Annotated in this window: 20 protein-coding genes; 7 read left to right on the top strand and 13 right to left on the bottom strand. The window is 61.9% G+C overall.

Annotated elements, in window-relative coordinates:
• Window positions 1–363: 363 nt before the first annotated feature.
• Both panC and panB read right to left on the bottom strand, forming a co-directional pair.
• The gene (gene panC, locus G486_RS0106235) at window positions 364–1,215 is read right to left on the bottom strand and encodes a pantoate--beta-alanine ligase (RefSeq protein ID WP_027014766.1); all 852 of its coding nucleotides are present in this window, start codon (window positions 1,213–1,215) and stop codon (window positions 364–366) included.
• Between the two features lie 18 nt (window positions 1,216–1,233).
• Entirely contained in the window at window positions 1,234–2,118 is an 885-nt protein-coding gene (gene panB / locus G486_RS0106230) for a 3-methyl-2-oxobutanoate hydroxymethyltransferase (RefSeq protein WP_027014765.1), read from the bottom strand.
• 154 nt (window positions 2,119–2,272) lie between these two features.
• Between panB and nadA the strand changes: the two genes are divergently transcribed.
• From nadA to G486_RS24490, 6 genes are all read left to right on the top strand, one after another.
• On the top strand, window positions 2,273–3,424 hold the full coding sequence (gene nadA, locus G486_RS0106225) for a quinolinate synthase NadA (RefSeq protein ID WP_407059789.1): 1,152 nt from the start codon (window positions 2,273–2,275) through the stop codon (window positions 3,422–3,424).
• Window positions 3,425–3,493: 69 nt separating this feature from the next.
• On the top strand, window positions 3,494–5,317 hold the full coding sequence (locus tag G486_RS0106220; RefSeq protein ID WP_027014763.1) for an SWIM zinc finger family protein: 1,824 nt from the start codon (window positions 3,494–3,496) through the stop codon (window positions 5,315–5,317).
• A 142-nt stretch (window positions 5,318–5,459) separates the two neighbouring features.
• Entirely contained in the window at window positions 5,460–6,185 is a 726-nt protein-coding gene (locus tag G486_RS0106215; protein WP_051303225.1) for a Crp/Fnr family transcriptional regulator, read from the top strand.
• A gap of 156 nt (window positions 6,186–6,341) precedes the next feature.
• Window positions 6,342–6,647 carry a DUF4148 domain-containing protein gene (locus G486_RS0106210; RefSeq protein ID WP_027014761.1) on the top strand — a complete coding sequence of 102 codons (306 nt, stop codon included), beginning with the start codon at window positions 6,342–6,344 and terminating at the stop codon, window positions 6,645–6,647.
• A 100-nt stretch (window positions 6,648–6,747) separates the two neighbouring features.
• The gene (locus G486_RS24495) at window positions 6,748–7,902 is read left to right on the top strand and encodes a chorismate-binding protein (protein ID WP_027014760.1); all 1,155 of its coding nucleotides are present in this window, start codon (window positions 6,748–6,750) and stop codon (window positions 7,900–7,902) included.
• A 6-nt stretch (window positions 7,903–7,908) separates the two neighbouring features.
• Window positions 7,909–8,541 (top strand): aminotransferase class IV, encoded by a 633-nt coding sequence (locus G486_RS24490; RefSeq protein ID WP_034386763.1) that lies wholly within the window; start codon window positions 7,909–7,911, stop codon window positions 8,539–8,541.
• A gap of 6 nt (window positions 8,542–8,547) precedes the next feature.
• On the opposite strand, the gene G486_RS0106195 is transcribed toward G486_RS24490, so the two are convergent.
• Window positions 8,548–9,189: a helix-turn-helix transcriptional regulator gene (locus G486_RS0106195; protein ID WP_342667331.1), complete on the bottom strand. Its 642-nt coding sequence runs from the start codon at window positions 9,187–9,189 to the stop codon at window positions 8,548–8,550.
• A 92-nt stretch (window positions 9,190–9,281) separates the two neighbouring features.
• On the opposite strand from G486_RS0106195, the gene G486_RS0106190 reads away from it, so the two are divergent.
• Window positions 9,282–10,706, top strand: coding sequence for an MFS transporter (locus G486_RS0106190; RefSeq protein WP_027014757.1), 1,425 nt, complete (start codon window positions 9,282–9,284; stop codon window positions 10,704–10,706).
• A gap of 178 nt (window positions 10,707–10,884) precedes the next feature.
• On the opposite strand, the gene G486_RS0106185 is transcribed toward G486_RS0106190, so the two are convergent.
• From G486_RS0106185 to panD, 10 genes are all read right to left on the bottom strand, one after another.
• Entirely contained in the window at window positions 10,885–11,241 is a 357-nt protein-coding gene (locus G486_RS0106185) for a PRC-barrel domain-containing protein (RefSeq protein WP_027014756.1), read from the bottom strand.
• Window positions 11,242–11,819: 578 nt separating this feature from the next.
• Complete coding sequence (locus tag G486_RS0106180) at window positions 11,820–12,473, bottom strand: tRNA-uridine aminocarboxypropyltransferase (protein WP_027014755.1); 654 nt, start codon at window positions 12,471–12,473, stop codon at window positions 11,820–11,822.
• Window positions 12,474–12,586: 113 nt separating this feature from the next.
• Window positions 12,587–13,825 carry a CynX/NimT family MFS transporter gene (locus tag G486_RS21655; RefSeq protein WP_245587255.1) on the bottom strand — a complete coding sequence of 413 codons (1,239 nt, stop codon included), beginning with the start codon at window positions 13,823–13,825 and terminating at the stop codon, window positions 12,587–12,589.
• Between the two features lie 172 nt (window positions 13,826–13,997).
• Window positions 13,998–14,429 (bottom strand): hypothetical protein, encoded by a 432-nt coding sequence (locus tag G486_RS23950; RefSeq protein ID WP_156919918.1) that lies wholly within the window; start codon window positions 14,427–14,429, stop codon window positions 13,998–14,000.
• A 123-nt stretch (window positions 14,430–14,552) separates the two neighbouring features.
• Window positions 14,553–14,981: a hypothetical protein gene (locus tag G486_RS23945; protein ID WP_156919916.1), complete on the bottom strand. Its 429-nt coding sequence runs from the start codon at window positions 14,979–14,981 to the stop codon at window positions 14,553–14,555.
• 113 nt (window positions 14,982–15,094) lie between these two features.
• Window positions 15,095–15,526, bottom strand: a complete 432-nt coding sequence (locus G486_RS23940; RefSeq protein WP_156919914.1) for a hypothetical protein — start codon at window positions 15,524–15,526, stop codon at window positions 15,095–15,097.
• On the bottom strand, window positions 15,520–16,140 hold the full coding sequence (locus tag G486_RS23375; RefSeq protein ID WP_084455077.1) for a peptidoglycan recognition protein family protein: 621 nt from the start codon (window positions 16,138–16,140) through the stop codon (window positions 15,520–15,522). The genes G486_RS23940 and G486_RS23375 overlap by 7 nt, the downstream gene beginning before the upstream one ends.
• Before the next feature lie 10 nt (window positions 16,141–16,150).
• Window positions 16,151–16,633: an Hcp family type VI secretion system effector gene (locus G486_RS0106165; RefSeq protein WP_027014753.1), complete on the bottom strand. Its 483-nt coding sequence runs from the start codon at window positions 16,631–16,633 to the stop codon at window positions 16,151–16,153.
• A 610-nt stretch (window positions 16,634–17,243) separates the two neighbouring features.
• Window positions 17,244–17,603, bottom strand: a complete 360-nt coding sequence (locus tag G486_RS0106160; RefSeq protein ID WP_027014752.1) for a 5-carboxymethyl-2-hydroxymuconate Delta-isomerase — start codon at window positions 17,601–17,603, stop codon at window positions 17,244–17,246.
• A 49-nt stretch (window positions 17,604–17,652) separates the two neighbouring features.
• Entirely contained in the window at window positions 17,653–18,033 is a 381-nt protein-coding gene (gene panD / locus G486_RS0106155) for an aspartate 1-decarboxylase (protein ID WP_027014751.1), read from the bottom strand.
• Between the last annotated feature and the right edge of the window lie 79 nt (window positions 18,034–18,112).

The raw sequence follows: 18,112 nt of genomic DNA, 5'->3' as shown, positions 1-18,112 counted from the left end.
AATTTCCTAAATTCATTTGTATATGACGGCTATTTGATTTATTTCCGGGCTTGCTGAATTCATATTGATGAGGGGATGAATATCATCAACAATCGCGCGCAAACAGATCCGGCCCAGAAGATATTCATTCTTTGAAGAGTATGAATATCTGGGAGATTACCCATGCTCCATGGGCTGCGGGGATGTGCTTCAGGACTGGCTGCGCGGGCCTGAGATCGTGAACTCGCTCTGAGGCATGAAAGGCGCGCCGGCAGGCGCTGCCTGCGAGGCGCCTATCAAGGTGGTTATGCGCTGGGTGGCCGCTGGCGTGCAGGCCATGGCGGGGCTGCAGCTTCGCGGACTGCAGATGCTGTGAACACGTTCTCAGAACTCCAGGTTGTCGATCAACCGGGTCGATCCCAGCCGGGCGGCGCCGAGTGCGACCAGCGGTGCTTCGGTCAGCGCCTGGGCGTCAGCGGGCGGGCATAGGTCATGGCGCTGGCGCACGCTCAGATAGTCGGGTTCCCAGCCCTTGGCCGCGAGCTCGTGCATGGCCCGGGCTTCGAGTTCGGCCAGGGGGACGCTCCCTGAGCGCGCGGCCCGGGCCAGCTCCTGCAGGACCAGGGACAAGGCCATGGCCTGCTGGCGCTGCGCTTCACTCAGATAGCCGTTGCGCGAGCTCAGGGCCAGGCCATCCTCGGCGCGTGCGGTGTCGACCGCGACCACCTCCACGGGCAGCGCGAACTGCTGGACCATGCGGCGTACGACCATAAGCTGCTGGTAGTCCTTCTTGCCGAAGACCGCGACACCGCCGCCCGTGGTGGCGAACACGGCCGAGAACAGCTTCATGACCACGGTGCATACGCCCGTGAAAAAGCCGGGCCTGAATTCGCCTTCGAGGATGTCGGCCAGGGCGGGGTCGGGCTGGATCCGGTAGGTCTGGGGCTCGGGGTAGAGATCTTGCTCGCGCGGTGCGAACAGGATGTGGCAGCCGGCGTCGCGCAGCTTCTGGCAGTCGGCCTCCCAGGTACGCGGGTAGCTGTCGAAGTCCTCGTGTGGCAGAAACTGCAGGCGGTTGACGAAGATGCTGGCCACGCAGATCTCGCCCAGCTCCCGGGCGCGCTCCACCAGGGACAGGTGGCCTGGGTGCAGATTGCCCATGGTGGGCACGAAGGCCGGGCGGCCGCGCCCCGTAAGCGCCGAGCGCAGCTCGGCAAGGGTGTGAACGATTTGCATGAGAGGGGCTCGGTCCGCTTACCAGGCGTGCTTGCTGTTGTCGGGAAAGCGCCCATCCTTGACGGCTTGCACATAGGCCTGCATGGCACCCTTGATGCTGCCGGCCTCCTCCATGAAGTTGTGCACGAAGCGCGCCATCTTGCCCAGGTTCATGCCCAGCATGTCGTGCAAGACCAGCACCTGACCAGCCGTGCCGTTGCCTGCGCCAATGCCAATCGTGTGGCAGTGCTGCAGTTTTTGCGTGAGCTCGCCGGCCAGCAGGGCAGGCACCATTTCCAGCACCAGCATGGAGGCGCCGGCCTCCTGCAGCTCCAGCGCCTGGCGGCGCAGCGTGGCTGCAGCCAGATCGTCCTTGCCTTGTACGCGGTAGCCACCCAGGGCATGCACGGTTTGCGGCGTCAGGCCCAGGTGGGCGCAGACGGGAACGCCGCGCTCGACGAGGAATTGCACCGTGGAGGCGGTCCAGCCGCCGCCTTCGAGCTTGACCATGTGGGCGCCGGCCTGCATGAGCGCACAGGCGCTGCGCATGGCTTGCTCGCGGGATTCGTGGTAGGTGCCATAAGGCAGGTCGGCAATCAGCCAGGCCGTGCCCTGTACGCGGTGCAGGCCCCGGGCCACGCTGGCCGTGTGGTGACACATGGTTTCAAGGCTTACGCCCACCGTGCTGTGCAGGCCTTCGCAGACCATGCCCAGCGAGTCGCCGACCAGGATGCATTCCACGCCGGCTGCATCGGCCACGGCCGCAAAGGTTGCGTCATAGGCCGTGAGCATGGTGATCTTCTCGCCGGCGGCACGCATTTGCGCAAGCCGGGGCAGGCTGACGGGACGGCGCCCGGGGAGGGGCGAAGCCGGAGGAATGGTTCCGTAAGGTGTTCCGGATACGGGCTGTGCTGGAGAGGTCATGGCGGCTTTCACAGATGAACACAAACGGGCGCAAGTCTATGCGATACGGCTATGCTGTGGGCCCCATGAAAAACCGCAGTGAGATTGGAATGACTTTTACAGCCATGGCTGCACGGCCTGGAGCCGATGTCCGATTCAACTTGAAGGCTGGCTCATGAACCAGGCATTGCTCCCACCCCAGATGCAGCCGCGCAAGGCCGTGGAATATGAATTGCCGCTGGATGCGGGCGCTCCCGGCACCTGCTCCACGCGCCATGCCTGGGCACGCGTGCCGCCCGAGCCTTCCCAGGCCGAGCGTGCAGAGCTCAAGCAGCGCATTCGCGGGCTGCTGCGCGCGCGCAATGCGGTCATGGTCTCGCACTTCTACGTGCATCCCGATCTGCAGGATCTGGCCGAGGAGACCGGTGGCATCGTCAGCGATTCGCTGGAGATGGCGCGTTTTGGCCGAGATCACCAGGCCCGGACTTTGGTGGTCTCGGGCGTGCGCTTCATGGGCGAGACGGCCAAGATCCTGTCGCCCGAGAAGACCGTGCTCATGCCCGACCTCGAGGCCACCTGCTCGCTGGACCTGGGCTGCCCGGCAGCCGAGTTTTCGGCGTTTTGCGATCAGCACCCGGACCGCACCGTGGTCGTCTATGCGAACACCAGCGCCGAGGTCAAGGCGCGTGCCGATTGGCTGGTCACATCGAGTTGCGCGCTGGAAGTGGTGGGCGCACTCAAGGCCGCAGGCCACAAGATTCTCTGGGCGCCCGACCGCCACCTGGGCGGCTACATACAGCAGCAGACCGGGGCCGACATGCTGCTGTGGAACGGCGCCTGCATCGTCCATGACGAGTTCAAGGCCTTCGAGCTGGAAGCGCTCAAGAAAGAGCATCCCCGGGCCAGGGTGCTGGTGCATCCCGAGAGCCCGGCCGATGTCGTGGCCCTGGCCGACGCTGTGGGCTCGACCTCGGCCATCCTCAAGGCCGCAAGCGAGATGCCGGCCGATGAATTCATCGTCGCCACCGACAGCGGCATGCTGCACAAGCTGCGCCAGCTGCTGCCGCACAAGCGCTTCATCGAGGCGCCCACGGCCGGCAGCAGCGCCACCTGCAAGAGCTGCGCGCATTGCCCGTGGATGGCCATGAATGCGCTGGCCGATGTGGCGCGTGTGCTCGAGACCGGGGCCAACCAGATCCATGTGCCCGAGTCCCTGATTCCACAGGCGCGCAGGCCCATAGACCGCATGCTGGACTTCACGGCTGCGCTCAAGGCCCGGGGCCAAACTGCGGCCTCGGCCCTGGTGCCGCACCTGGGCGCTGCCTGAGGGCTATTCATTTTGATAGCTGCCTGCGCGCTCTGCATAAGGGTTTGAGGCGTTTTTGATCAAAATTCCATGACTTCAACTTCCGACCCCAGCGCCTGGCTGGAGCTTCTGTCCGACAAGGCTTTGTGCAAGCTCAGCGGCGTCGCCGTGTTCGAGCGCGGCCAGGACTATGCGGCCAGCGGCGTCATCGAGTCGATCAAGACCGGCAAGTCCGCAACTGCAGAGCAGGCCGTCATGCAGGCCGTGGTACACGGCACCCAGGCCTATCAGGTGCGCGTGCTCATCGATGACGCGCATGAGCTCGATGCCGAGTGCGACTGCCCGCATGCCCGGGGTGGCAACTTCTGCAAGCACATGGTGGCCGTATGCCTGGCCTGGCGCGGCCTGCTGGGCGGCGAGGTGCCCGCGCATGACGATCAGGCCGCACGCAAGATCGCCGCCGCAGCCAAGCGTGCGCGCACCCAGGCCGAGCGTGGCCAGGCCTTGCAGCGCTTTGTGTTCGGGCAAAGCGCCGAGGCCCTGGCCCAGCGCTTGTGGGCCTGGGCCGAGCAGGATCGTGACTGCATGGCCGAACTCAAGGCCTGGGCCGCAAGCGGCAATGTCGGCAACGATGCCAAGGCCTTGCGCAGCACATTGACCGAATTGCTGCGCGACAGGCGTCAGTACCTGGACTGGAAGCAGTCCAGTGCCTATGCGCGGCGCGCAGCCGCAGCGCTGGACCTGGTGCGGCCCTGGCTGGAGCGCGATGCAGCCATGGGGCGCGAGCTGTGCGAGCATGTTCTGCTGTGCGTATACAAGGTGGCCGAGAACGCCGATGACTCCGACGGCGATCTGGGCGCCCTGGTGGACGAAGTGCAAGCCCTGCTCCTGGAAGCTTTGCGTGCCAGCCCACCGCCTGCCGCTTGGCTGGACCGCTGGTTCAAGCTCATGGAGGCCGACCCCTGGGGTTCGTGGTCCGAGTCCACATTGCTGGCTGCTGCCGGCCCGGCCGTCCGGGCCCGCTATGCCGAGCGTGCGCGCGCAGACTGGCAAGCCTGGCAAAGCAGCCATCCCAGAAAGAACGACGCCAGAAGCCGCCATGACACGGGTTATGACAGCCAGCGCGAAATCCTGCGCAGCCGTTATCTGAGAAGCATTGCTGCCGAGGACGATCCGCGTGCCCTGCTGCAGGCCATGGCCTCGAGCGCCGAGACCGAGAATGACCATATCGAACTGATCCAGCTCTGCGAAAACCAGGGCTGGCATCGTGAGGCCCTGCAGTGGGCGCAGGCCGGCGTGCAGAGGCAGCCGCGCAGCCGATTCTGCGAGGATGCCTTGCTGCGCTGCTATGAGCGCGACGGGTGGGATGACGAGGCGCTGGCCATCCACCGCAAGCGCCTGCAGGAATTCCCGGATGTACAGGCCTACCGTGCCACGCTGGCTGCTGCCGAGCGCGCGGGGCGCGATCGCGCCGCCTACAGAGCCGAGCTGTTTGCCTGGGCCGAGCAGTGCGAACAGGCCGAGGTCAAGGTCGAGCGCAAGCGGGCTTCAGGCAGACAGGCTGTGCTGCCGAATGTGAGAACGCGTGTGCAGTGGCTCATGGCCGATGGGGAGCTGCAGGCGGCCCTGGCCCTGGTTCAGCCGGGCCGGAACGTGTGCTCTGTCCAGGCCCTGGAGGCCCTGGCCTACAAGCTGCCAAAGCCGCAAGAGGGGGAGGCCGCAAGCCTGCTGCAACAGGTGTTGGGCACAGTCATGGACATGGCGAGCTCCCCTTATGCCAGGCCTTTGGAGCTGGTGGCCGAGGTCCTGAAACGCCTGCCGCAAGACCAGGGCCAGGCCTGGCTGCAGAGCCTGCGCACGCAGTACAAGAGCAAGCGCAATTTCATTGCTGGGCTGCCCAGCGCGCCAGCGTAGGGAGCGCAAGCAGGCTCCATGGCCGGTTCCAGGGCGGTTTGCGCCGCAGAGCGCGGGCTGGCGAGACTTGCTACCATGTGCCGAGACCGGCTCTGTGCCCATTGCCGCCCCGTTATTGCGCCAAGTCCTGGACGATGATTCTGTGAACTCTTACGCCCACACCGCGGGCTTGCACGATCAACCGGTTGCCTGGCAAGGGCTGAGACAGGTTGTCATACTGCAATCCCTGTCCGATCAGCGCCTGGCCGAGCTGGCCGAGCAGTGCAACTGGCAGCAGCTCAATGCTTTGCAGACCGTGCAGGGCCCGTGGCAGGATCAGCGCCTGTACATGCTGATCAGCGGCGGCCTGCGCGTGATCTCGTACACCGCCAGCGGCAGGGGGCTGATGTTGGGCGAGATCGAGCCGGGACGCTTCTTCGGCGGCCTGCCTGCGGAGTGCGAGGCCTTGAACATGTCCCTGGTCGTCGAGGCCAGCGAGTCCAGCCTCGTGGCCTCGCTCTCGCATGAGGACGTGGAAAAGCTGCTCATGAACGAGCCCTCGGTGCTGCGCTCCTTCATCAACCGCCTCAGCAATCTGGCGACCACGCTGGCGCAGCGCGTGGTGGATCTTGGAACCCTGAGCGTGCGCAGCCGACTGCATGCGCGCCTGCTGCTGCTGGCGGAGCGCGCAGGCGTCAGCGAGGGGCAGGCCCTGCTGTCGCCTGCGCCCAGGCAAAGCGATCTGGCCTTGCTGCTGGGCACCAGCCGCGAAGAGGTGGCGCGAGAGATGTCGCGCCTCATGCGCCTGGGCCTGCTGCGCCGCGAAGGGCGTCAGCTGCGCATCTGCCATGTCGAAGGCCTGCGCGTCTTGCTTGAGGATGCGCGCTGAAGTCGATGATTTGGCAAGAGCGTAAAACCAGGATTGATGTTTCTGTATATTTGTCGTAGGGCGTGAGAAAACGCACAGACCGCGGGCGGGCCCATGGCGCACAGTAGAGCCATGTCGGATGCAGCTTCCTGCATTCACCGCTTGAAAGGACTGGATATGCGTACTCTTTATTCCGTGCTCGCCGTTGTTGCCCTGGGTGTTGCTGGCTCGGCCATGGCCCAGCAGGCCGAAATCTCCACCGTCAGCAAGGCTGGTTTGAGCCGTGCCGAAGTGCAGGCCGATCTGGAGATGTGGCATCGCGCCGGCATGACCTATCTGCCTTCGGCCTCGGCCGTGCCCGAGATCGTGGACTCGCCTGCCTACCAGCAAAGTCTGGAGCGCTACCAGCAACTGCGCCAGGGCCCGGCCTATCGTGAAGCCGTGGCCAAGCTGCAGTCGCAAGGCCCTGTGGCCGGAGAGTAAGCAAAAGACACAGGCCTGCTCGCGGACATTGGGTCGGCCTTTTTTGCTATCTATAAAATAGCTTGCTGCGCATGTTGTTGAAGCGCTGCAAGCTATTTTTGTGAATTTTCTCGTCGATTTTCCCGATCCGCGCCATGCCCTGGCACCCAGGATGCGCCATGCCTTTGCCCGCCCGCTGCGCGTGCTCGCCGCGCATGGGCTGAGCCAGGTGGTGCCGCTGCTGCATGAGGTGCAGCAGGCTGCCGAATCCGGCCTGTGGTGTCTGGGCTGGCTGCGCTACGAAGCGGCTGCAGCCTTCGATCCCGTCTATGCCCAGGCCGTGCATGCGACTGCGCCCGGCAAGCCGCTGGCCTGGTTTGCGCTGTTCGAGGGGCCAGGCGACTGGCCTGCGACGCTGCCGGTTTGCGCGCATCCTCTGGTTCAATGGCAGCCGGGGCTGGAGCGTCCGGCGTTCGATGCGGCGATTGCACGCATCCAGGAAGCGATCGCGGCCGGAGACTGCTACCAGATCAACTACACCGCCCAGTTCCAGGGCCTGCTGCATGCACCGTCGCCGCAGCAGAACCTGGCCTTGTTCGCGGCCATGCGCGCGGCCCAGCCCTCGGGCTATCTGGCCTGCGTGGACAGTGGCGAGGAGCAGATGCTGTCGGCCTCGCCCGAGCTGTTCTTCGACTGGGATGGGCACCGGTTGCTCACGCGGCCCATGAAGGGCACGGCCGCGCGCGGCGCAACGCCTGCGCAGGACCAGGCGAGCCTGCAGGCCATGCTGGCCTCTCCCAAGGAGAGGGCCGAGAACGTGATGATCGTGGACCTGTTGCGCAACGATGTTTCGCGCATTGCCGAGCCCCATAGCGTGAAGGTGCCCCGCCTGTTCCATGCCGAAGCCTTGCCTGCGGTATGGCAGATGACTTCCGATGTGGAGGCGAGGACGCGCGCCGGCACCCGCCTGGCCGATGTCTTTCAGGCCTTGTTTCCCTGTGGCTCGATCACGGGTGCTCCCAAGCTGCAGGCCATGAAGCTCATACGCGAGCTCGAATCCGGGCCGCGCGGCGTGTACTGCGGCGCCCTGGGCCTGGTGCGGCCCGGCGCGGAGCCCGGCCGCCTGCATGCCACCTTCAATGTGCCCATACGCACGGCCCAGGTCGAGGGCGCTGTCGTGCGCTGCGGCATCGGCAGCGGCATCACCTCGGGGTCCGGTGCCGATGCGGAGTGGCTGGAGTGGCAGCACAAGCGCGCCTTTCTCTCCAAGGTATGAGTGCCCATGGACTTTGAAATTATCGAAACCCTGGCGTTGCGCAGCGGCGCTTTCCTCAACCTCGACCGCCATCTGGCGCGCATGCAGGCTGCGGCCCTGCACTTTTCCCGGCCCTGGCCCGGGGAGGCCCTGGCACGGGCGCTGCAGGCGCTGGGCCAGGCCCATGCGCATGGCGACTGGCGCGTGCGCCTGGCGCTGGATGGCGCAGGCCTGGTGCACACCCAGGCTGTGGTCTTGCCGCCCACGCCGGCGCCGGTGCGCCTGGAGTTGGCGGCCAGGCCCATGGAGAATGCCGTGGCGCGCGGGCCCTGGGTGGCGTTCAAGACCTCGCGGCGCGGACATTACGAAGTGTTTGCTCCCACGCAGGCCGGTATTTTCGACAGCGTGCTCTACAACGAGGATGGCGAGATCACCGAAGCCACGCGTGGCAACCTCGCCATGCATCTCGATGGCCGCTGGGTCACGCCGCCGCTGGCCTGCGGCCTGCTGCCCGGCGTGGGGCGGGCCCTGGCGCTGGAGCAGGGGCGGCTGCAGGAGCAGGTCGTGCTGCTGCAGGATGTGCGGCGTGTACAGGCCTGGGCTTTCATCAACAGCCTGCGCGGCTGGCTGTCGGCCAGTCTGGAGCCAGCGTCGGGGTGAGTCCGCTCATGCCTGGGTCATGGGCTCGATGCGATAGACGCAGCGCGAGCCGTCGGCAAGCAAATGCTGCTCGCGCTGCACCCGGGCCCCGGGGCCTGCAATGGCCTGGAAGATCTGCAACTCCGAGCGGCAAAAATTCTGGCAGGCCTGGGCCGCAGCGCAGATCGGGCAGTGGTCCTCTATGAGCAGCCAGCTTCTGCCATCGGCTTCCAGCCGCGCCATATAGCCTTCCTCGGTGCGCACAGCAGCCAGTTGCTCCAGGCGCCGGCCCAGGGATCTGGCATGGCAGCGCTGGCGGTAGCTGTCCAGCATCTCGGCTTCGCGCCGGGCGATGAGCTGCTCCAGCCCCGGCTCGCCAAACACCTGGCGCACCTGCTGGATCAGCTGCACGCTGAGCTGGGCATGGGCATCGGGAAAGCGCTGGTGGCCGGCAGATGTGAGAAACCAGCGCTGGCGCGGCCGGCCTGCCGTGGCCGAGGCCTGAAGCTCGCCGGCCAGCCAGCCCTGGGCCACGAGCTTTTGTATCTGCTGGCGTGTGGCCTCGACAGTCAGGCCCAGGGCCTGAGCCATCTCGGCCGTAGTGGTGGGGCCCTGGGTCTTGAGGCGCTGCAGCAGACGGTCGGCAGTGGGGGTGTCTGAATTCTCCAAGTTTTCTCTTGTGTAATTCATGATGTGTTCATAATATACAAGAAACTACTTGGATAATAGGCCTTGGTGCCTTTTCTGGCTATCGATTCCCCATGACTTCCTCTTCTTCCGACACCACGGCTTCCTGGGGCCAGCTGTTCAGCGGCCGCAACGGCTGGCTGGCCCTGGCCTTGACGGGGGGCGTGGCCTTGCACGCCATCAATGTACATATCGTGACCACGGTCCTGCCTTCGGTGGTGGCCGACATCGGCGGCCTTGACTGGTATGCCTGGAGTACCACGCTGTTCGTCGTCGCCTCCATCATCGGCGCGGCGCTGTCCGTGCGCGTTCTGGCGGCACTCGGGCCGCGCGGCGCCTATCTGCTGGCCCTGGCCTTGTTCGTGCTGGGCTCGGCGGCCTGCGCGAGCGCGCCCTTCATGGCCTGGCTGCTGGCCGGCCGCAGCGTGCAAGGCCTGGGCGGCGGCATGCTGGCCGCACTCAGCTATGCGCTGATCCGCGTGGTCTTTGCTCCCCGCCTGTGGCCGCGTGCCGTGGCTCTGGTCTCGGGCATGTGGGGCGTGGCCACGCTGTGCGGGCCGGCCGTGGGCGGCCTGTTTGCCCAGGCCGGGCATTGGCGCTGGGCGTTCTGGGCGTTGCTGCCGGTCGCGGCCTGGCAGGCCTTTCTGGTCATCTGGCAGCTGCGCGGCAAGACGGAGCGTCAGCAAGACACGCCCCAGGTGGCCTTGCTGCAGATCGCCTTGCTGGCGGCCTCGGTTCTGGCCGTGGCCGGGGGAAGTCTGTCCGCCCGGCTGCTGTGGCAGGGCCTGGGCGTGGCCCTGGGGCTGGGTCTGGGCGCAGCGGCGATTGCGGTGGACCGGCGCAACCAGGGCGGGCGCGGCGTGTGCCTGCTGCCCGATGGCGCAACCGATACGGGCACGGCCCTGGGCGGCATCTATGCCTGCGTGGCCTTGCTGCTGCTGGGCACGACCACCGAGATCTTCGTGCCGTATTTTCTGCAGACCCTGCATGGGCTGTCGCCGCTGGCTGCGGGCTATCTGACGGCGGCCATGGCTGCGGGCTGGAGCGCGGGCTCGCTGCTGTCCTCGGGCCGCAGCGGTGTCATGACACTGAGGCTGCAGCGCGCAGGCCCCGTGCTGTGCGCGGTCAGCCTGGTGGCGCTGGGGGTGCTGGTCCCTCTGAATGCTGCGGCCTGGTCGCCCGCCTGGCTGCTCGGTCTGCTGGCCCTGGCGCTGGGCGGTGTGGGCGCGGGCGTGGGCATGGGCTGGCCGCATCTGCTCACGCGGGTGCTCACGGTGGCGCCCAGGGGGCAGGAGGACATGGCCTCGGCTGCGATCACCACGGTGCAGCTCTATGGCATGGCCGTGGGCGCGGCGCTGGCCGGCCTGGTGGCTAACATGGCGGGGCTGACTCAGCCCGGCGGCGTGGCCGGTGCGCAAAGCGCGGCGGTCTGGCTGTTCGGGCTGTTTGCCCTGGCGCCTGCCTATGCGGCCTGGCTGATTCACCGGGCGCTCAGATAGTCGCAGCGGGCTTGCCCGCAGCATGAGCAACCGTCGGGCAGCTCAGGACGAGCTGCCCGACGGTTGGCTCCCAAAGCCAAATCAAACGACTCTTTTCAGCTGTGCGGGCTGCATGCCTGCAAGTGCGCGGCCAGAGCTTGGCGTAATCGATTGATTTGGAAATGGACTGAGAGCGTGCTTACATGTACGGCACGCCGTAGTAGTCGTTGACGCGGCGGCCGTACTCATCGTTGTAGCTGGGGGCGGCACCCTGGTCGTAGCGCGGAGCCTTCTCCAGCTGATCCCTGCTGAGCGAGACCACGTAGCCGCCCAGGTCGGGGCTGTACTTGAGCGTGCTCCAGGGCAGGGGATAGCGGTCCGTGCCTATGCCCAGGAAGCCGCCAAACTCCATGACGGCGTAGCGGACCTGACCCGACAGGCGGTCGATCTTCAGACTCTCCACCGTGCCCAGCTTCTCGCCGCTGGGGTTGTACACATGGGTGCCGTTGATCTGTTCCGAGGAAATGATGCTAGATACGGTATTGGGTGTGGTCATTACTTTCTCCAGTTGATGAGGAATGAAAGCACCGAGATGGCTGCCGTGGACAGTCAAGCCAGAAACGGATGGATAGTCTTGACTACCTGTTCTGCTGGCGTCAGTGCTTGATGTGGAAGCGATGCGCTTCGGTTCCTACGTTATGCGTATGAGCGGCTGGAGGCCGTAGTCGACGGGACCCGGGGCATGTAGGAGATGCCTTGGAGTGGGGTGGGCCAAATGGGCATGCGCAGTCCTCCATGGCCTTAGAACGTGTTTACGATCTCTACGCTGCCGCGTTGGAGCGCAATCGGGATGAGTTCAAAGCGATGGGGCGCAGCTTGCACCGGGGTGCAAGCAAGCTTTAGCGCTAGAAAATAGCCCGATTTCGCTCCAACCCTTCGGGCCAGTGGCTTTGCGGGCGGTCTGCAGCGTTGCGAATCCTCGCAATAGCACGGCTATTGCTGCGGTGTCGCGCCTTGCATCCCATCCCGCACAGACACTGGCGCGGTACCGAGGAGATCGTAAACACGTTCTTACGTACTGCGCCATGGCACTGGGCCATGGCACTGCATCATGCGTGGGTGGGCGGGCCGGGGTTATGCGCTGCGCTGGCGCTGCTGGCTCTGGATGAAAGCTGCAAACACCTGGGCCAGCTGGCGTACGGGGGCTGCGTCGGGCGGCCAGGCCTGCAATCGGGCCAGGGCCAGGGCCGTGGCTTCGAAGCTGGAGAGCTGGCCTGGCGCATGGGCCTTGCGTATCGCATAGGCCGAAGCCGGTGTCTCGCTCAGGGCCAGGCGCGGCAGGGATTGCAGTCCAGGGTTGATGAACAGCATCTTGCGGCTTTTGCGCCAGGTACCGTCGAGCACGACCAGGCGCAGCACTTCGGGCTGGCACGGCCAGGGTGCGGGCAGGGCCGGGGGCTGGATCAGGCCCAGGCTGGTGTTCTGGACATCGGTCTCGGGATACAGCAACAGGCTGTGGCGCGGCCGTGCGCCAGGCTCCCAGGGGGCGTGCAGGGCCTGGTGCAGCAGGCCGGCCTCAAAGCGCTCGCCGATCAGCAGGCGGCTGTGCGGCAGGCAGGCGTGCAGCAAATGGCCCGTGCCCTTGGCTTCGTGCACCTCCAGCGGGTGCATGAGTATCAGCACCTCCAGGCAGTGCGCAATGGGCACGGCCAGAGCGCAGATGCAGGTCTTCAGGGCACGTGCGCAATGCGGGCAGCGCTGGCGTGTGGTCGGCTGCAGTGCATTCATAAAAAGGAGCTGTTAGCGCTTGCCATACCTAGATCTCAGGCATAAAAGTGCTTGAAATCCATGAGTGGCAGGCGCTTGCAGCTATGAATTCAATTAGCGCTAAAAGGCATGGATCATGTCTTGTCCCGGTCGGCATCGGGCTGGATCAGCAGATTGCGGCCCGCACCCCAACCCGCAACGGCTGCACCCAGGCTCAGCGCAATCACCAGCCAGGCCGTGGGTAGGTAGCTGCCCGTGATGCCGCGCAGCATGCCTACGAGCAGAGGGCCGAACGCTGCCAGCGTATAGCCCCAGCCCTGGGCCATGGCCGAAAGCTGGGCCGTGATCTGGGCGTTGCCGCTGCGCATCACGATGATGCTGAGCGCCAGCGCAAATGTGCCGCCCTGGCCCAGGCCGAGCACCACGGCCCAGAGCCACAGCAGGTCGCTGACAGGCCCCCACAGCAGACCCAGAAAGGAGGCCAGGGTCATGCTCAGAAGACCCAGGGCCAGGCCGCTCTGCCCGCGCAGGCGTGCGGCCAGCGGCGGGGTGAACAGGCTGGCCACGAGCTGCATGAGAATCGAGATGGCCACCAGATAGCCGGCCGTGGCACTGTCGATGCCGCGTTCGCGCAGTATGGGGGCGAGCCAGCCCATGACCATGTACGCCAGCGCCGATTGCAGGCCCATGAACAGCGTGACCTGCCAGGCCAGGGCATTGCGCAGCAAACCTGCCCTGGGGCTGCCTGCATCCTGGGGCTGGGCCGGGGGGCGCGCGGCCTGGGGCACCCAGACCAGCCAGGCCACAACCGCGGGCAAAGCCCAGAAGGCCAGCGCATAAGGCCAGGCGCCGTCGAACCAGTGCATTTCCATGGGCACGGTGAGAGCGGTCGCCGCCGAGGCGCCGGCGCACAGGGCCAGGGTGTAGAGACCCATCATGAGCGCAGTCTGCCTGGCAAAGCTGCGCTTGATCAGCGTGGGCAGCAGCACATTGCTCATGGCGATGCCGGCACCCGCGAGCACGGCCGAGGCAAACAGCATGGGCAGGCTGCCTGCAGCACGCAGCAGTGTGCCCGTGGCGATCAGCGTCAGCGCGGCCAGCAGCACGCGCTCCATGCCGAAGCGGCGCGCCAGCGCTGGCGTGGGCACGCAAAACAGGCCCAGGCACAGAATCGGCAAGGTGGTCAGCCAACTGGCGCCGCTGGAGGACAGGCCGGTATCGCGCATGACCTCGGGCAGCACCACGGACAGACTGCCGAAGACCGGACGCAGGTTGAGGGCGATGAGCAGCAGACTCAGAGCCAGCAGCCATTGGCTGGCCGGGGCCGCGATTGCTGGGGCGTTGGGGGAGGTGGACGAAGGCAGTGCTGTCATGGTCGCAGCACTGTATTGCATGCCGCAGCGCCTTGCAGGCCCGGGGGAAAAGCGTGCCGGACCCTCAGGCCGGACTGGCGCGCGGCAGATCACCACATGGCGGCCAGTGCATCAGCGTAATGCCTGCGCATGCCGGCTGAGCATTGCCTGCAAGACCTGAAAAAGAGAGTTGTCAGCACTCGCCTTTACCACCCAGTCCATAGGTGCAAGCTGTGGGATCAAACCAGCCATTGCTTTTGTGAAAAAAATAGGCGTTTTCATCCTCAGACCATTCGATTGAGCCAGTTCCTCCTGATCTGATCGTCCACTCGGCGATTCCAAAATGGTTGAAATAGGCGGTTCCACTTGCATAACATGAGCTCCACCGTTCATGCTCGCCGAATCGGCGAGGCACAAGATCAGCTTTAAGAAAAAAATTCTCAATCTGCTTGACTGTAGGTTTGAAAAGAGCGCACCTCTTGTTCAAATCCTCTATTTCAGGGCTGGAGTTTCTTCCGGATTCAAGAATCACTATATTATTGACTTGTTTGGAGCTTGCCTGGGACGGGGCAATAAAGCAGAGCGCTGAAATCAAGAAAAATATAATTTCTTTAATGAATAACATGTTCATTTATCCGTTGGGGAGTGGTCGTTTATTTTTTTACGCGTTGATTTCTGAAAGTTCCTAATGCTTTTGTGAATGGTATTCATACCATGCTGGATAGGGTTTTTCTGGGAAATATTGCTTTTAGCACTCACCTTTATCGCCCAGGCCATAGGTGCAAGCCGTAGGGTCAAGCCAGCGATTGTATTTGTAAAAAATATAAACATACTCATCTTCACTCCACTCGATGGCGCCCGTTCCTCCCGATCCTATCGTCCAGTTGATTTTTCCAAAATCTTCGAATTCAGCAGTCCCACTTGTGTAACATGAGCTCCATCGCTCATGGCTTAGTCGTCGAGGTGCAGAGTAAGCTTTTAAAAGATAGTTTTTAACCTGCTTGATGCTCGGCTTGAAAAGAAGGCATTCCTTGTTTAACTCCTTTATTTCTGGGTTGGCATTTATTCCGTATTCTAAAATCTTTATGCTTTTTATTTGTCTGGCTGTTGCCTGGAATGTCGTAAATAAGCATGCTGCCGCAGTAGATGCTAATAGGAGTTTTCTATGTGATGCCATTTTTTTCTATTATTTTGGTTGAGTTTTCATACGGAAATATTTGCCTTTTTAAAAGTCTCTTGTTCTCCATGTGATTTCAAGAAATTTCCTAAAAAAATTAAAATTGACCGCTGTCAGCACTCACCTTTATCACCTAGTCCATAGGTGCAAGCTGTGGGGTCAAACCAGCGATTATGTTTGTAAAAAACATAGGAGTATTCATCGTTGTTCCACTTGATTGCACCCTCTCCCCCAGATCCGACTGTCCATTTAATCGTTCCAAAATTCTCGAATTCGGCAGTTCCACTTGCATAACATGAGCTCCATCGCTCATGCAAACCAAATTGTTTAGGAGCAGGGTAAGCTTTTGAAAGATAGTTTTTAATTTGCTTAATAGTCGGTTTGAAAAGGGCGCATCCCTTGTTTAAATACTCTATTTCTGGATTGGCATTTAATCCAGATTCAATAATGATTATATTATTGATTTTCCTTGCTGTTGCCTGGGACGGAGAGGAAAAACAAAGAACTGCAATGAGGGTGAATAAAATATTTTTATAACTTACCATTGTGCCGTTCTCGCTTCGGTTGCATTTTTTCTTCCAATTTCTGGATGTCTATAGACTTCTTGCATGGAAACACCCAATGTTTCTACAAGTTCTTTGATTAACCATTTTAGAGAATCTTGTTGTGCATCGGTTAATGGGACATAGACTTCTTTTTTCGGATCCCCTGGAGCTTCGCCAACGCACTCTATGCCTATGGAGTCGGCATTGGAAGGATACCGGTCGGGCCAAATTTTTTGTTCTTCACTTTTATGCAAAGCCTCCACTGCTGCTATGAAGGGCTTTTTAGTCATCAAAATCTGCGCATGCTTTAGTTCAGTTGGCGTGCACTTTTTGGTGTTCAAACAGCGAGACTGCATCAATCCAACATGATTGGTGACTCTATAAAGCGATGCTGTCTGATATATGGTGCCATTCTTGTCAATTAAAAAATGTGCGCCATTTGGTGTTATTTTTAGGTCCGAATAGGAATGGAAAGTACTCGATGCCATGGGAGCACCAGTTTGGTGAACCACAATTCCATTGACTGCATTCATTGTTCCACGTTCGATTCGTGGAAAAATCTTGATAATGATTTTTGTGGCATCAACAAGACCGTCTTTGGTGATGTACAGCATGAGCGCCTCACTAAATTTCGCAGTTTTTCTTGATATCGAACACTGCCGATACCGTGCCACCGCAGCCGCCCTGGGCGTTCTGGATGGTGTATTCCTGCTTCACACGTGCAAAGGACAGACTGACGGTTTCTCGCGGCAGTCGCATCGTGTTGACTGAAACTGGCATGACCCCGGTCACGATGACATCGCCCATTGTGATCTTCAGGTATTCGAGAGGGCTTCCACCTGCTTTTCGCACGATGAGGGTTGCTGTTTCTATATGTTTGCCGGTTAAACAGTATTTCAGCAGATTGGGGCTGGCTCGATCTAGGTAATGGTCGAAGAAAAGATCGCTGACTGTCGCCTTGCCGGCACCGCCACCACTGCCAGTGTGCATGGATGATTCTTGACTTATCTCCCATGCCCAGCTGATGACTTCAATCTCACCTTGATGGTTTGCATCCTGCGCCTCTCCGGAAATACCGGTCAGCTTTAAGAATATGTCTTGTGCCATGTATCTCCCTTGGAAAGTGATGGAATCGCTGCGCATAAGCAAGGCACTCACACTATAGGGAGGCGTTCAATATTCCAAGTGAACAATTTTTAATTCAATGAATTCAAAGGCTTGCAACCCGGAGTCTTTGAAATTCAGGAGGAATGCTGCAATCAGGTGTGAATGTCTGTGTTCACGCCTGCTTTGCTTAGGCTTTCGATATATCAGATGGTCTTTCCAGAAAAATGGAAATCTAGATTTATGTTTATTGACCGGGTGGCAGAAGGCCAAGTGTGGAAGCCATGGGAATTGGAGAAAGTCCAATGGAGGAAGCGTGATGCCTGGCTCTGGATTTAGATAGATGTCACAGCCCGGGCCATTCTGGGCGTATACCAGTGCTCCTGGGGAGCGCAATCTCCATGACGGCGGAGCCTGTATCTGAAGAGCGTTGTCGGAGCGGTCAAGAGAAAAAGCGGCAGATTTTCTTGTCTCTTGCTCACGCTGATGAAAAGGCGTCGCGCCATGGCTCGGATGCCCATGGCCGGCGCAGGTTCAAAGATGACGGCTGGCGCGCCACTGTCCCAGAGGCGAAAAGACAGGGCGCGCGCAGCGGGGCGAGCCCGGGGTGCTGCTACAGCCGACCCTTGTAGTAGCAGGGCTTGTCCATGTCTGCAATCTCCACGCTGAGCTGGACCATGATCCCGGCGGGCTGGGGCGTGAGCCGGTGCAGCACCTCGGCCATGGCGTCGGAGAGCTCTTTCTTGGCGGCATCGCTGCGGCCTGCGAGCAGGCGCAATTGCACATGCACAAAGCCGCGGTTCGCGGGGCTGGTGCCGATCTCGAAATCGCTGATACGCAGCAGGCGGGCCTTGACGTCGGCCTCATCCTGAATGCTGGGATGGGCGCAGACCACGGCATTGAGGGCGGTCAGCAGTTCGCGGCCCGGCAGGCCGGCGAGGTTGTCGGTGTACTCCACATAAAGATGGGGCATGAAGGTCTCCAGGGGGAAAGTCGGGTGAAGGTGCTCTTAGTCCGCGTTCTTACACCTTCTGGGTCGGGACATGGTGGCGCAACTCCACCTGGCGGTTGGCCTCGTTCACGAATACCAACTGGGGCTGATGGGCGGGAACGTCTTTTTCATGCACCTGAGCAAAGGCCGCAATGATGAGCAAATCGCCCACGGCCGCACGGCGCGCGGCTGAGCCGTTGACCGAGATCATGCCGCTGCCGCGTTCGCCCTTGATCGCATAGGTGACGAAGCGCTCGCCGTTGTCTACGTTCCAGATATGGACTTGTTCGTTTTCGCAGATGTTGGCTGCGTCGAGCAGGTCTTCATCGATGGCGCAGGAGCCTTCGTAGTGCAGTTCGCAATGTGTGGTCTTGACGCGGTGGATCTTGGACTTGAGCAGGGTACGGAACATGGTGTGTCTCTGTGGATTCGTTATGCAGGGGCTTGAGCCTTTTAGAACGTGAACACGCTCTCAGGGCGTAAGCACGCTC

This window comes from Comamonas composti DSM 21721, assembly GCF_000429845.1.
GTDB classification, from domain to species: Bacteria; Pseudomonadota; Gammaproteobacteria; order Burkholderiales; family Burkholderiaceae_C; genus Comamonas; species Comamonas composti.
This window is presented reverse-complemented; position numbering and strand designations above follow the sequence as displayed.